The 14,377-nt window shown below is 72.7% G+C and carries 9 protein-coding genes; 4 read left to right on the forward strand and 5 right to left on the reverse strand.

Annotation, left to right across the window (positions count from 1 at the left end; all coding sequences use genetic code 11):
• The first annotated feature begins 414 nt into the window (after window positions 1-414).
• Window positions 415-618 (forward strand): DUF6229 family protein, encoded by a 204-nt coding sequence (locus tag ACWGR4_RS24890; protein ID WP_380007174.1) that lies wholly within the window; start codon window positions 415-417, stop codon window positions 616-618.
• 90 nt (window positions 619-708) lie between these two features.
• Window positions 709-3,621, forward strand: a complete 2,913-nt coding sequence (locus ACWGR4_RS24895) for a type 2 lanthipeptide synthetase LanM family protein (RefSeq protein WP_452129770.1) — start codon at window positions 709-711, stop codon at window positions 3,619-3,621.
• 28 nt (window positions 3,622-3,649) lie between these two features.
• Here the strand turns inward: ACWGR4_RS24895 and ACWGR4_RS24900 are convergent, their stop codons facing one another.
• The 3 genes from ACWGR4_RS24900 to ACWGR4_RS24910 all read right to left on the reverse strand — a co-directional run bounded on the left by ACWGR4_RS24900 (window position 3,650) and on the right by ACWGR4_RS24910 (window position 9,717).
• Window positions 3,650-5,539 carry an ABC transporter ATP-binding protein gene (locus ACWGR4_RS24900; protein WP_380007180.1) on the reverse strand — a complete coding sequence of 630 codons (1,890 nt, stop codon included), beginning with the start codon at window positions 5,537-5,539 and terminating at the stop codon, window positions 3,650-3,652.
• A 150-nt stretch (window positions 5,540-5,689) separates the two neighbouring features.
• On the reverse strand, window positions 5,690-8,632 hold the full coding sequence (locus ACWGR4_RS24905) for a helix-turn-helix transcriptional regulator (RefSeq protein ID WP_452134240.1): 2,943 nt from the start codon (window positions 8,630-8,632) through the stop codon (window positions 5,690-5,692).
• 269 nt (window positions 8,633-8,901) lie between these two features.
• Entirely contained in the window at window positions 8,902-9,717 is an 816-nt protein-coding gene (locus tag ACWGR4_RS24910; protein WP_380007448.1) for a chitosanase, read from the reverse strand.
• Window positions 9,718-10,454: 737 nt separating this feature from the next.
• Here ACWGR4_RS24910 and ACWGR4_RS24915 point away from each other — a divergent pair.
• Window positions 10,455-10,622 carry a hypothetical protein gene (locus tag ACWGR4_RS24915; protein WP_380007183.1) on the forward strand — a complete coding sequence of 56 codons (168 nt, stop codon included), beginning with the start codon at window positions 10,455-10,457 and terminating at the stop codon, window positions 10,620-10,622.
• A gap of 162 nt (window positions 10,623-10,784) precedes the next feature.
• On the opposite strand, the gene ACWGR4_RS24920 is transcribed toward ACWGR4_RS24915, so the two are convergent.
• Window positions 10,785-12,008, reverse strand: a complete 1,224-nt coding sequence (locus tag ACWGR4_RS24920) for a cytochrome P450 (protein ID WP_452129769.1) — start codon at window positions 12,006-12,008, stop codon at window positions 10,785-10,787.
• A 352-nt stretch (window positions 12,009-12,360) separates the two neighbouring features.
• Between ACWGR4_RS24920 and ACWGR4_RS24925 the strand changes: the two genes are divergently transcribed.
• The gene (locus ACWGR4_RS24925; protein ID WP_452129768.1) at window positions 12,361-12,918 is read left to right on the forward strand and encodes a hypothetical protein; all 558 of its coding nucleotides are present in this window, start codon (window positions 12,361-12,363) and stop codon (window positions 12,916-12,918) included.
• A 33-nt stretch (window positions 12,919-12,951) separates the two neighbouring features.
• Here the strand turns inward: ACWGR4_RS24925 and ACWGR4_RS24930 are convergent, their stop codons facing one another.
• The gene (locus ACWGR4_RS24930; protein WP_452129787.1) at window positions 12,952-14,244 is read right to left on the reverse strand and encodes an MFS transporter; all 1,293 of its coding nucleotides are present in this window, start codon (window positions 14,242-14,244) and stop codon (window positions 12,952-12,954) included.
• Between the last annotated feature and the right edge of the window lie 133 nt (window positions 14,245-14,377).

Consider the following 14,377-nt stretch of genomic DNA (forward strand, 5'->3'; position numbering starts at 1 on the left):
AAGTTCGGTACGCCGACGGAGCAGTGTCGGCTCACGCTCGAATTGGGCGGAATTGCCGTACGGGAACCACCGACGAGCCATGGAGCGATGACCGTCGGCGACGTGCCCAAGACTGTCAATGGACTAGACCAATGACAAGAGCCGTTCCGAATCCCGGACCACGTTCGAGATGGAAAACCGGCCGGTCGCAGCGTCGCGAGGGCCCATCGATCACCCCCGGCCGCCCGTCGGGCCGCGTGCGAACCACTCGATTCCGGCCTGGGAGTGGAGAATTCGCCTCGTTGCGCGGAAGTCTGTCGCGGACGACACCCGGGCGCTAACGTGTGCCTGCCGCACTTCCCTCACCCAGGGTCGATGATCGTTGAACCCGGTGTACCCGCCGGTAGTCATCGACATCGGCGGAAAGGTATCGTCATGCGCACTGCATCGAATGCCACGCGGAACACCGTCGTCGACGCCTGGCGCTCCGGCGCCGAGACGGCCGACGGCGTGGAGAACCCCGCCGGTTCGCTCTACATCGGCGGATCCGCCACGGAACAGGGCCTCACCGAGATCGACGTCGCGGCGATCAGCTGTGGCACCGCCTGTTCGTGGTCGCGCACCCGCGCCTGTTGTTGACCGAAGCTCGCCGGTCCGCCGTTCGGCGCCGATCGCACGTGCGATCGGGGTCGGGCGGCGGGTCCGTCTCGATTGGGTGGCGATCCGCAGATGGCGATTCCGGTCCGGCCCCGTCCCGTGGTGAGCTACGACGACGCGGGTGAGTTCGACACCGCGTTCGAGCCGCTGATCGGCCCCGCCCTGAACCGCTTCCGGCGCCGATTGCGCGCCGTGCCGGACCCGCTGTCCACCACCGAGCGGGAGATCCTGCTGCGCGCCGCCCGACGCGGCCTGTTGGACTCCGTGCGCCCCAAGGCCAACCGACTGCTCCTGCTCGAACTGCACGCCGCCCGGATGTCCGGCCGACTCACCCGCGCGACCAGCGAACAACGCTGGCAGGAATTCCTCGAACGTGCCGCCGAGCCCGGGTTCTGGAGTGAACTCGACGCCGACTACCCGGCGTTCGCCCCGCGCCTGGACCGGGTGATCCGCAATCGGGGCACGGCCCTGCTCACCCTGGCCCGCCGCATCGCCGCCGATCGCGACCGCCTCACCGACCTGCTCGGCAGGCGCCCCGGCGAACTCGTCGAGATCGGCACGGACGCGGGCGACTCGCATCGCGGCGGCCGTACCGTGGCCCTGCTCCGCTTCGAGGCCGGCCGTGTGGTGTACAAACCCCGCGCACTCGCCGTGGACGTCGCCCTGGCCACCACCGTCGACACCCTCCTGGCCCACATCCCGCGCGAGGAACGCATCGCGGTCCCAAGGGTGTTGCTCGGCGCCGACTACGGCTGGGCCGAACACGTCGAACACCGCTACTGCGCCGACGCCGCCGAACAGTCCCGCTTCTACCGCGGCCTCGGCGAGTGGATGTGCGTCGTACAACTCCTCGGCGGCACCGACCTGCACTCGGAGAACGTGATCGCCTGCGGCCCGGTCCCGTGGGTGGTGGACTGCGAGACACTGTTCAGCCCCGAACCCCGGGTCGGCGCAAGCGGACTCGGCGACGCCTTCGACACCGCCGCCGCCTCGGTCCGGCGCACCGTGCTGCGTACCGGCCTGTTGCCGATGCGCCTGGGCCAACTCGCCCTGCAGGGCGTGGACATGTCCGCCGTCGGCGCCCTCCCCGACCAGCAACCGCGCGTCCCGGTACCGGTGATCAGCGGCGCCGGCACCGATCTGGCCCGGCTCACGATGGAGCCCGCCGACGTGGCCGGATCGGCCAACCTGCCCGCCCCCGACGCCGACCCGCTCGCCCACCAGGACGACATCGTGCACGGCTACCGCGACCTGCGCGCCCGCCTGGACGGACTCGACGCGGCCGGGCGGCTGCGACCCATGCTCGACGTGTTCACCGGCTGCGAGCTGCGGGTGGTGTTGCGCCCCACCCAGGTCTACGTCGAGATCGCCCGGATGCTCTGGCATCCCGCATCGCTGCACGACGAGGGCCCGGCCGTCGAGCGCGCGCGGGATGTACTGATCCGCCAGGCCAAGGCGCTGCACGGCGCCCCCGACACGCCGGAGGTGGTCGGCGCCGAGGTCGCCGATCTCCTCGACGGCGACATCCCGTTCTTCGGCGTCCGGCCCGAGCGGGGGCGGATGACCGGACCGCGCGGCACCGAATGGGGCGATCCCGCACACCTGCTCGACGAGAGCGTCGCCCGCTGGCGGGCCGGGGACCCGGAGTTCGAGGAGGTGATGATCCGCTCCTCGCTGCTCGGCGTCTACCGCGACCGCAGCGCGATGCCCGAGGGGGAACGACACCGCGAGGTGACGGTACGACCCGACCGACGGGAGGAACGCCGGCGTGCCCTCGCCACCGAATCCGCGCGCGACCTGTGCGCCCGGGCCGTCGTCGGCGCGGACGGGACGGCCACCTGGATCGGGCCGGTGTACACCGACAGTGGCTTCAACGTGCGCCCGTTCGCCGCCGACCTGTACAGCGGACAGGCCGGCGTCGCACTGGCCCTGCGGGCGTATCTGACCGAGTCCGGCGCGGGCCGGGTGCCGGCCGTGGACGGGCTGCCGGCGCTGACCGAGGGGGCGATCCGGGCACTGGCGGCGATGGAGGACGCGGTACCCACCACCCGGGTCGGCGCGTTCGACGGGATCGGCGCGGCGGTCCGCACCTGGCTGGCCCTGCACACCGCGTCGGGTCGGCCGGCCGACCTGGACCGGGCGATCCGGCACGCCGAGCGCGCATCGGGCCTGTTGGCCGAGGACACCATCCTCGACCTGGCCGGCGGCGCCGCCGGGCTGATCGTGCCCATGCTCGCGCTGGCCGACCGTACCGGCGACCGCCGTTGGCGAGACGTCGCCGAATCCGCCGCGGAACTGCTCGGGCGACACGCCGTGGTCGAGGAGGACGCCCGCGGCCGACGCACCGCCCGCTGGCCGACCGTACTCTTCCCCGACGGCATCGGCGGCTTCGCGCACGGCGCCGCGGGCATCGCCTGGGCACTGACCCGACTCGGTCTGGCCGCGGACCAGCCGGAGTGGTTCGAACTCGCGGACCTGGCCTGGGCGTTCCAGGAGGCCCTGTACGACCCGAAGGTGCGCAGCTGGCTGGACGGCCGGCAGCGGGACGAGGTCCTGTTCCTCGACTCCTGGTGCCACGGCAGCACCGGCATCGGCCTGGCCGGCTGGGACCTGTACCGGCGCACCGGCGCCCCCGAGCAGCTGGACCGAGCCCTGCGCGCGGCCGCCGCGACCTGGCGCACCGGCTTCGGCTGGGACTACACGCTGTGCCACGGCGACCTGGGCTCGTGGGAACTCCTGGACACGCTCCTGCGCGGCGCCCCCGAGCAGCTTCGATCCCACCTGCCGCAGGCCCCCACCCGGGCCCACCTCGACGCGCTCCTGCTGACCGGGCTCGAAACCTACGGCCCGCACACCCCGTCCACCCGGCACACCACCACGGCATCCCTGCTCCCGGGCAGCGCAGGCGCCCTGCACCAACTCCTGCGCATGCACCCGACGAGCACGGAGCGTCCGCCGTCACTGCTGCTTCTGGACGAACTCTGAGCGATGGGATGGGTGTTGTCCTGTCCGGTCAGTCCACGTAGGCCGACGCCTGGATGCGATACAGGTCGGCGTATTCGCCGTTCTCGCGCATCAGTTCTTCATGGGTGCCGTGCTCGACCACCTCGCCGGCGCGCAACACGACGATCCGGTCGCACTCGCGAACCGACGCCAACCGGTGGCTGATCAGCACCACCGTGCGACCGGCCGCGAGCCGGCGGATATTGGCGTAGACCGCGTGCTCCGCGCGGGCGTCCAGGGCCGCGGTGGGCTCGTCGGCGATCAGCAGGCGGGCGTCCCGGTAGAAGCCGCGCGCGATCCCGATCCGCTGCCACTGGCCGCCGGACAGGTCCACCCCGGCGCGGAACTTCTTCGACAACAACGTGTCGTAGCCGTACGGGAGTCGCGAGATCAGACCGTCCGCATCCGCGTCCCGGGCCGCCCGGGTCAGCGCGGTCCCGTCCGCGTCCGGCCGATCGGCGCGCCCGAGCACGATGTTGCCGCGCGCCGTCAGCGGCCACCGGGTGGGCTGTTGCATCACCAGCGCCACCTGCTCGCGGACCCCCACCGGGTCAACCATGGCCAGATCGGTGCCGTCCCAGTGCACGGTGCCCTTGTCCGGCCGGTGCAGCGCGGCCAACAGCAGGGCGAGCGTGGTCTTGCCCGACCCGTTCTCCCCGACCAGGGCCACCGTCTCGCCCCGGCGAATCACCAGATCCACCCCGCGCAACGCCGGGCCGGCGCTATCGGGATACGCGAAGTAAACGTCCCGTAACCGGATTTCGGCAAACCCGTCCGGCACCTCGCACACCGCCGGCGGGCGGGCCCGGCCGGCCGCCTCGGCCAGGAAGGCGTGATAGTCGGTGATGTACAGGGACTTCTCATAGAGGCGGTCCACCGCCACCATCAGCGTGGCCAGCGAACCGCTCGCGGTACGCACCGCCAACACCGCCGTACCGGCCACCGCGAGCGGCACGATCTCGGCCCGCACCAGCAGTCCCAGGGCCACATAGGTGGCCCCCAACGCCAGGCCGGACAACGTGCGCCCGACCACGCCCACCCGCACCTGGGCGTAGCCCACCCGCACCTCGGCCTGCTCGACCAGCCGGGCCAGGCGCCGGAATTCGGTCAACAGCGCCTCCTCGGCGGTCCCGGCCCGCACCTCCGCCGCCGCCTCCCGGGCGGTGAGCAGGTCGGCGAACAACCACAGGCGCCGATACAGCGTCATGCGCTGGACCATGCCCTCGAACCCGATCCGGGCCGAGCGCAGCGCCGCCCATCCCTGCGGCGCGATCGACAGCGCCAACAGCGGCAGCAGTACCGGGTGCAGCCCGGTCACCACGCCGATGCCGACCAGCAAACCGACCAGGGCGCCGAGCAGTTCGACCGCGTGCGCGAGGGCCAGTTGGGCGTGGTCGATGCCGCGGTCGCGCGCCCGGGCGAGCGCGTCGTGCCAGTCGGCGTCGTCGAACGCGGCCAACTCGGCGCCGACCGCCGCCGTGTGCAAGCGCTCCTCGGCGACCCGACGGATCCCCGGCGACAGGCGGGCCTGGGTCGCCTGCACCACCGTCTCCAAGCCGGCGCGGGCCGAGGTCGCGAGCACCACCGCGATCACCGCCGGCACCGCGTCGCCGACCCGGTCCGCCGCCGGCCCCGAGGCGAACAGCGCCGACAACGCCCGCGACGTGGCCAACAGGGCCAGTGCGGTGGCCACCCCGGCGGCGGCCTGGGCGCATACCAACACCACCGCCGCACGCCCACTGGCCGCCCACGCCAGGCGCCACACCTGCGCCAACGCGACCGGCAACCGGGTGACCATACGACCCAGTCCCGCGTTCGCCGCCTCCCCGTCGAAGGGCGTGTCGTAGCCCTCGCCCAGCTCGTCGAACTCGCCCAACTCCGGTGGCACATGCCCCGCCATCCCGAACCCCTCCCGGCCGACAAGTGGGGTATGCCCGGGGCCGAGGCACGCTACGGGTACCAAAGGGAGCGCACGGGTGGCCGGAGGGGCGCCCGGACCGTCCCGCGAAGCCCGCACCGGGCACCACCGCGACAGGCCGCCGGACAGGGCCTAGTCGGGGATCAACCCGCTGCGCCGCGCCAGGGCGACGGCCTCCGTGCGGCGGGAGGCGCCGAGCTTGGCCATGATGTTGGACACGTGCACGCTCGCGGTCTTGGCGCTGATGTACAGCTCCTCGCCGATCTGCCGATTGCTCAACCCACGCGCCAGCAGCTCCAACACCTCACGCTCGCGCGCCGTCAGCGTCACCTCGTCGGCCGACGCCGCCGCACCGGCCAGTCGCCCGCGCCGCACCATGGCGTCCACCGCGTCGCGCAGCGGTACCGCCCCCAGCCGCTCCGCGGTCTCCCGTACCCGCTGTGCCAGGGCGGTCGCCTCCTCCCGCCGGTCGGCGGCCACCAGGGCCTGGGCCAGCCGCAGTTCGCTGCGCGCCTGCTCGAAGACGTTGCCGTAGCCGTACGCCTCGGCGGTCTTCTCCCACAACGCGACGTCGACCTCGCCGCGCACCCGCGACCACTCGGCCTCGGCGCGCGACAACCAGGCGACGCTCTCGGGTCCGGTGCGCGGGAAGCGCCGATTGGGCCAGGACATCGTGGTGCGGGCCCGCTCGATGAACGGCTCCGCCCGCGCCACCTCCCGGGCCGCCGCCTCGGTGTCCCCCACCGCCCGCAGTTCGGTCGCGGTGTCGCCGATCGCGGACAGGGCCAGGGCGGAGATCCGGATGCCCGCGTCGGGGTAGGGGTTGCGGTCCTCGGACAACGCGTCGAGCGCGCGCCGCGCCCACTCGGCCGCCGCCGTGGAATCGCCGCGCCAGGCCGCCTCGTCGGTGAGCACCAGGCTGCCGACCAGGGTGCCCATCCAGTTGAACGGCCGCTCCTCGAACAGGGCGCGGGCCCGCTCCGCGACGCCCGGCTCGCCCCGACCCAGCGGGACGTACAGCGCCGCCTCCGCGACGTGTCGGAACGCGGACGGCACCGTCTCGGGCACCACTTCGAGCGCCTCGTCCCAGCGGCCGAGGGTGTACAGGAGCTGGGCGCGCAGGTATTGCATGTCCAGCGGGTAGGGCGAGGTGGATCTGGTGGTGCGGCGGGCCAGTTCCAGGCCCTCGTCCAGCCAGCCCAGGCTCTCCGCGAGTCGGCCGGACTCGAAGCTACCCATGGCCAGGTTGAACAGCGCCCGCAACTCGATCGTGGTGTTCCCCGACTTGTGCGCCAAGTCGCGTGCCTGGCTCAGCCGTTCGCGTCCCTCCAGGACCTGGCGGCTGCCCCATTCCAGCCCGGTCAGCGAGATGATCGCGTCGGCGAGCGCATCGTCGGTGCCCAACTCCTCGGCGGCGGCCAGTAGTTGGTGGCCCAGCCGGCGCGCGGTCTCGTCGTCGTTGAGGTAGTAGGCGGCCTGGATGTGGGTGGCCGCCGCCCACAACCACGTGCGCGAGGGCGGGTCGGCGGGGATCATCGCGAGCGCCTGGCTGCTGTACTCGAACGCGGCGTGGAGGTTGTCCACGTTCATCAGGCTGGAGGCGAGGGTGTAGCGCACGGTGACGGCGAGGTCGACGTCGGCGTGTTCGCCGACCCGGTCCAGCGCGCTGCGCGCGAACGCGACGGCCCGATGCGCCTCGCCGGCCCGCACGGCGGCGGCCGAGGCGCGCATCATGAGCGTCACGTCGTCGCTGTCCACCAGTTCGCGGGCATTGGGCACCGCGTCCCACACCTCCAGGGCCGCTTCGAGGCGGCGCATCTCCTCCGCCGGCGCACCCATCCGGGCGGCGGAGTCGGCGGCCTCGACGGAGGCGGTGAGCGCGCCGGGCAGGTCGTGACCGGCGCGGTAGTGGTGGGCGCGCTCGGCCGCACTGCCCGACCGCCGGCCCGGCTCGCCGAGCAGCCGGGCGAACACGGCGTGGATCCGGACCCGCTCGCCCGGAAGCAGGTCCGCGTACGCCGCCTCGCGGGTCAGCGCGTGCCGGAACGCGTACGTATCGCCCTCGTCGGCGACCAGCAGGTGCCGCCCGACGGCCTCGCGCAGCGCGGTCTCCAACTCGTCGTCGGGCAGCTCGACGGCGTCCCGCAGCAGTCCGTGCTCGACTCGGCGCCCGGCCACGGCCGCGGTCCGAAGCACTCGCTGGGCCACGCTCGACATCTGCTCGATCCGGGTGAGCAGCACCTCGGCCAGGCCGCTGGGCACGCCCCCGTCGATGTCGTCGGTGGCGGCGCGCAGTTCCTGGGCGTAGAAGGCGTTGCCCTCGGCGCGCTCGACGATGGTCCGGACGGTGTCCTCGGGCAGCGGGTCGGCGGCCAGACCGCGGACGAGGCGGGCCACGTCGTCGTCGTCCATCGGCCGCAGGTCGAGCCGCCCGACGGACGGCAGGCGCACCAGTTCGGCGAGCAGCGGGCGCAGCGGGTGGCGGCGGTGCAGGTCGTCGGAGCGGTAGGAGACGAGTACGGTCAGCCGCTGGTAGCCGGCCGCCCCCGGGCGTTGCGGCAGGAGTCGGCTGAGCAGGAAGCGCAGCAGGTCGCGGGTGGACTGGTCGGCCCAGTGCAGATCCTCGATCGCCAACAACACCGGCGCCTGCTCGGCCAGGTCCCCGAGCAGTCCGGCGACGTCCTCCAGAAGCCGCAGCCGCACCCCGGAGTCCGGCATCTCGCCGGCGTGCTCCCTGCCCCCGCCGGCCCGCAACAGTCGCTCCACGGCCGGATGCGCGGCCAGCACGGCGGCATGGCGCTCGTCCGCCTCCAACCGCCGCAGCACCTCGACGAACGGCAGATAGGGCAGCCCGACGTCGCCGAGGTCCACGCAGTGCCCGGTCAACACGGTCATCCCGGCTCCGGCAGCCCGAGCCGCCGCCTCCGCCAACAACCGCGTCTTGCCCACACCGGCGTCCCCGGCCACGAGCAGGGCACAGGGATCGCCCTCCCGCCCACGCCCGAGTGCCTCCTCGAGTCGAGCGACCTCCTCGCCCCGCCCCACCAAAGCCGCATCCCAGCCCACATCCGTCACCGGGCCATCTTCACACGCCCCACCCACAGCCGGTGGTCGCGTGTCCCGGCGCGACTCGCCCGAGGAGGCGGCGGGGCTCGATCGGCGCACCGGTGGTGGCCGGACAGCATGGACAACCATATGGTTGTGCAGTTGACGCGGTATGCGGCCGCCGTGTGGGCGACCCGCCGGGCATGCGGAAGGCCGCCGCGGGAGAGCGGCGGCCTTGCGGTGCATGGGAAGGGTCGGGGTCCCGGGTCGGGGGGATCCGGGACCGCCGTGGGTCGGGGTCAGCTCTTGATCGAGTAGCTGTCCCCGTAGACCTTCCAGTTCAGGGGCGGGTTGAGGTCGAGGTTGCCGGCCTTGAGGAAGACGCGTTGTTCGGTGTCGACCCGACTGGTGTCGCTGTGCGCGTCCTCGTGCTTCATGGCGACCTTGCGGGCGTCGAGGAAGGCGTTGAGGTAGGTGGTCTCGTTGCCGCCCTGGGCCGGCGGCTTGGCCTTCTTCAGGGCGTTGGCGCGGATCGAGCTGAAGCTGTCCCGGTCGCCGCCGTCGCCGTGCATGACGATGGCGTCGTAGTACATGAACTGGCCCAGCGCACCCAGGCCGTCCGACTTGCCGCGGTTGACCGCCGGGTTGAAGTACACCCGGTCCCGTTCGTCGTCCTGCGCCTTGCGGAAGTCGGCGTCGCCTGCGGCGGTGGCCCAGGCCTTCTCGAACGAACTGCCCAGCCCGGAATGCGAGTCCGAGCCGTTGACCTTGCGCAGCGCGGGCAGGAACTTGGCCAGCACGTTGCCCGGCTTGCGCGCGGTGTACAGCTCGACCAGGTCGAGCATGTCGCCCGTGCCGGAACAGAAGCCGATGATGCCGGCCGTGTAACCGCGGCCGTCGTCGATGTCCTCGATGTACTTGTACTGCGCCTTCCAATCCAGGGAGGAGTTCTCCGCGCTGGACACCAGTTGCATCGCGATGTCCTTCTTGTGCGGGTCGTCCAGGTCGACGCGCGCGGCGGCCGTGGCCGAGGCGGTCGAACCCGACGAGGCCGCGCCGGTGGTCGCCGCGTGGGCCAGCGGCCCGGGTACGGCGATCAGCAGGCCGGTGGCCACAAGCAGGGTCAGGCGCTTGCGGCTGCGTCCGAGTTGAGCGTGCACGTGCGTCTCCGTTCCGGCCGATGACGGCCATGTTCGGGGGGCTTGGCGTGCTGCCGGCTGAAACCCTTTGTTAGGAAAGTTTCCTAACTAGGACGAGTCACATTGAAGCACTGCGGGGTTCCGTCGCCAAGAGGTAGAGCCCAATCGGCCAAACTCGCCCACCACGATTCACCGTCCCGTCACCAGGATTTGATGATCCATCAGGTGTGCGGCAGGCCCGCGTGACGACGACGACCGCCATCACGCCGCACCCCGACCGCCCCCACACCGTGATCCGACCCCCGCGCCTGCGGGAGCCGATGGTGTCGGGGCCGGCACCGGGGAAGTCGACACGCGCCAGGGGTATTTCGGACAGCCCCGGACGGACCTCCGCCGGACCCGAGCCGCTCCCGGGGTGGGATTCTCGGCCATGGACGCGCGCGGACTCCTCGCCCCGCTCCCGGATTTCGGGGCAGCGGGGGCCATCGGTCGGATTCGCCGACGGATCCGGGGAACCGATCGGGGTCGGCGTGCGTGAATGTAGTGGACGTCACCAGGCCGCCCCACCCCCTGTGCGAGCCGGTGAATCAGGCCGAACCGGCCCATTTCGAACAGGGCTTGGTCGTCTTGCCCTGAATGGGTTGGGATGCCGTTTGCCAATCGATTGGGCTTCTGTGGCAGCCAACCACACCGTCACGTGACAGCATCGGGGGATGGACGAGCATCAGCGACAGCCCGAGGCCGAGCCCGAGTGGCTCGACAACGACGACTTCGAGCGACTCCTGGCCGAGGTTCTGCCGGAGCTGGAGCCCGCGTTGCCGCCGGGCCGAGGCAAGCGGATCCACGAGCGCGCCGCCCACGGGGACTCCGCGGCCGGGTGAACCGACCCGCGTGACCCCACTCGAATCGATCCATGTCGGCCGGCGCGACCGCACGTTGGCACAGACCCCCGCGACGCCCCGGCCACCCATCGGCCGGGGCGTCGCCCCGTTGTCCGCTGTCGGCTGTCGGCTGTCGGCTGTCGGCTGTCGGCTGTCGGCTGATCAACCGCCAACGGTGATCGGGAGTTCGCCGTATCCGCGCAGAAGCAGGCGGTCGTCCCGAACCGCGCCCGGCGCCTGGGCAGACGCGGGAAAGCGGGCCAGGAATCGCGGGAAGGCCACCGTCGCCTCCAGTCGAGCGAGCATGGCGCCGACGCAATAGTGGATCCCCGCGCCGAAGCTCAGCGGCGCGATCTCGGCCCGCCAGGGATCGAACCGCTGCGACTCGGGAAAGCGCGCCGGGTCACGGTTGGCCGCGCCGATCAGCAGCAGCACCTCGGCGAACCTGGGCACGGCGACGCCCTCGATCTCCAGGCCGTCGCGGAGCGCGATCCGCGAGGTGAGTTGGACCGGCGAGTCGTACCGCAGCACCTCCTCGACGAAGTCGCCCGGCGGCAACGTCCCCCCGGCCAACGCGGTGCGCGCACCGTCGTGCCCGAACAGCAGCGCCAGGCCGTTGCCGAGCAGATTCGTGGTGGTCTCGAACCCGGCCACCAGGAGCAGCACCAGGTTGGCGATCAGCTCGGCGTCGGTGATCCCGCTGTCCGGGTCCGCGTCGCGCCGCGCGACCAGGGTGGCGACCAGGTCCTCACTCGGGTGCGCCCGCCGCTGCGCGACCAACTCCGCGAAATAGGCCTGGAGTTCCACGGCGGCCCGGTCCGCGGCGGTCAGGTCGCGCTCGACGGTCATGAACTCGAGGGCCGCCATGAGGTCGTGCGCCGACCCCCGGAATCGACGTCGATCCGCCTCGGGCACCCCGAGCAGTTCGCAGATCACCCCGACCGGCAGGGGGAAGGCGAACCGGTCCATGAAGTCGACCGGTTCGCCGCCACGTCCGGCCGCGGCCAGGTCGTCCAGGAGCCGGTCCACCGCCCGCTCGACGGCCGGTCGCATGGCGGCGATCCGGCGGGGGGTGAAAACGGCCGCTATCGGGGCACGCATCCGGGTATGCGCGGGCTGATTGGCCTGCAGGATCGAGCGGCCGAACAGTTCCAGCGACGGGGGTTCGGGACAGTCGCCGAACATCGTGGCGGTCAGCTCGGGGTCGACCACGCCGAAGTCCCGATCGCGCAGCACGCGGTCGACGGCGGCGTACCCGGTGACCAGGACGAGCATGTCGCTCACCCGCGCCACCGGGCCCAGCCGGTGGGCCTGTTCGTACAGCGGATAGGGATCGGCCCGGGTCTCGGGAGTGTCGAGCAGTTCGACGATCGCGGTCGCGTCCACGTGGTTGCCTCTCGTCCCCCTCGGACGGGCCGGCCCGGATAATCGGCGCCGGCCACCTGTCATACCGTCAACCTTCGCCACGGCTTGCGGAGTTCCCCGGTCCGGGTCCGCGATACGCAAGCGGCGCGAGCCACGGCCCGTGCACCCCGACGACGGCCGCGCGGCCGGGCTCGCGTCGCGCAAACCGTGCAGCTCGCGCGAGGAGGCCATCGTCGAGGCACCGCCCGCGCGGGAGCAGGCGGGCGACACGCCGAGGCTCAATACTTTATGTGATGCTCCGGTTGCTGTATGTGAGCTTCCGGGTGACCGTTGATGAGCACTCCCCATTTCCTTATGGAAGGGTCCATCAGTCATGCGCAACACCCGGATCGTCGCCGCCGCCACCGGCTTGTCTCTCCTCATGGGTGCCGGGGCGGCGGTGGCCGTCACCGAGGTCGGCACCGCCTCGGCAACACCGCGCACCATCGCCGCAGCTCCCGCGGCCGTACCCGTGCCGGACGCGGCGATCAAGCTGATCGACCAGTTGGGCGCGGTCGGTGCGGTGACCAAGGCGGTCGGCGACCTGGTCGCGGCCGCCACGGCCGTCCCGCCCGACGTGGCCAAGGTCAAGGAAGCGGTCACGTCCCTGGAGGCCCTGGCCAAGGCGCTGCTGGGCAAGCTCCCCGCCACCCCCGTCGCCCCTCCGGTACGCGCGGGGTCGTTGCCCGTGCCGCTGTCGCCGCCCGACGCGGTGGCCGCGCTGCTCAAGGACGGCCAGGACCTGCTCAAGGCGGTTCAGGCGCTGGTCGCGGTTCCCCCGGGCACCCCGAACCCCGACGTGCCGACCGTGGTCGCCAACATCGCCAAGGACCTCCTCGGCCTGGTCACGAGCGTGACGACCGCGCTCGCGGGCGTCGCGCCCCCGGTGTAGTCGGCGCTCGCGGCCCGGGTCGCGGCACCACCCTCACGACGGGGTCCGGTCGATCACCGACCGGGCCCCGTCGGCCGTGCCGGGGCGGGCAGCCCCGCGAGAGTCCGGCGCCCTGCGAGCGTCCGGCGCCCGGTGATCGTCCGGGGCCCACCGCCGTACCGCCACCGCCGCCGCCAGCGTGGCCGCCGCCAACGAAGCCCACAACAACCCCGGCCCCACCGCGAACAACGCCATCAGTACCGCCGGCGACGCCGCAGCGCCGAGCCCGGAGGAGAGCTGGAAGCGGGACAGCGCGCGGCCGAGGCGATGGGCGGGTGTGGTGGCCACGATCAGGGCGATGGCGCTGCCGGTGTACATGATCTCGCCGGCTGTGTAGAGCACCGACACCAGCGCGATGGCCGCCGCCCCGCCGTTGCCGCCCAGGCCGCCGGCCGCCCAGAATCCCAGGTAGGACACGGCGAGCACGAGCCCCGCGCCGGCCAGGGCCGAGCGCCTGGGGTATCGGGACAGCCAGACCACGACGGCGATCTGGGTGGCGACCACGATGACCGTGTTGCCCACGAAGATGCCGGCGGACCAGGCCGGCGACGCGTGCAGGTGGGAGACCAGCACCGCGGGCAGCGCCACCTCCAGGACGTTGAAGCAGAACGCGTACGGGAGGTTGGCCACGTCGAGCGCGGTGATCCGCGACCCGCCGGCGGCCCGCGATTTCGGCTCGTTCGGCCCGGAGGTGTCCCGATCCCCCGACCGGCCCGTCGCGGTCACCCGCAGCGAGCGGACCAGGAACGCGGCGACGGCGTAGCCGATGCCGGTCACCGCCGCGAGCATCCGCAGCGCCCCCGTACCCCCGGCCATCGCCACCGTGGCGATCAGCGCGCCGGCCCCCAGGCCCGCGTTGCGCAACGACCGGCCGGCGGCGAGCGCGGCGTCCCGATATCGCTCGTCGGCGACCGTACCGACCAGCGCCGCGTGCGCCGGCGCCCAGCACTGGTCGCCGATGCCCAGGAACAGCGCGGCGACGGTGAACGCCCACACGGCGGAGCCACCCCATGCGGCGCTGCCGAGCAGTATCGCGACGCCCACGACCCGGATGGACATCGCCGCGGCCACCGCCGCACTGCGCGCGCCGCGATCGAGCCACCGGCCCAGGAACGGCACGGCGGTGAGGCCGAACAGCATGCCGATCGACATCGCGGTGCCGGTGCGGGCCACGCCGAGGCCGAGCACCTGGATCCCGTACAGCAGCAGGAACGGGCGCAACATCCCGGTTCCGAGCGCGTCCACGGCGAGCGCGGTCGTGTAGCGGGGGCCGCCGGAGGTCCGCATCAGGGTGGCCAGGCGCGGGCGCTGGGGTCGCTCGCGTACCGGCGTCGGCCCGAGCCGCCCCGCGGCGGGCCCGGCGCGGCCGTCGCCCATGGTCGGGGCGGACGCGGTGTCGTCGGGGGTCGCGGCGGCCGGG

The organism is Embleya sp. NPDC055664, assembly GCF_053618075.1.

Excerpts from the sequence above, each read along its gene's own strand:
- ACWGR4_RS24895 (WP_452129770.1), top strand. The coding sequence starts at position 709 with ATGGCGATTCCGGTCCGGCCCCGTCCCGTGGTGAGCTACGACGACGCG.
- ACWGR4_RS24890 (WP_380007174.1), top strand. The coding sequence starts at position 415 with ATGCGCACTGCATCGAATGCCACGCGGAACACCGTCGTCGACGCCTGG.
- ACWGR4_RS24930 (WP_452129787.1), bottom strand. The coding sequence starts at position 14,244 with ATGCGGACCTCCGGCGGCCCCCGCTACACGACCGCGCTCGCCGTGGAC.
- ACWGR4_RS24925 (WP_452129768.1), top strand. The coding sequence starts at position 12,361 with ATGCGCAACACCCGGATCGTCGCCGCCGCCACCGGCTTGTCTCTCCTC.
- ACWGR4_RS24900 (WP_380007180.1), bottom strand. The coding sequence starts at position 5,539 with ATGGCGGGGCATGTGCCACCGGAGTTGGGCGAGTTCGACGAGCTGGGC.
- ACWGR4_RS24915 (WP_380007183.1), top strand. The coding sequence starts at position 10,455 with ATGGACGAGCATCAGCGACAGCCCGAGGCCGAGCCCGAGTGGCTCGAC.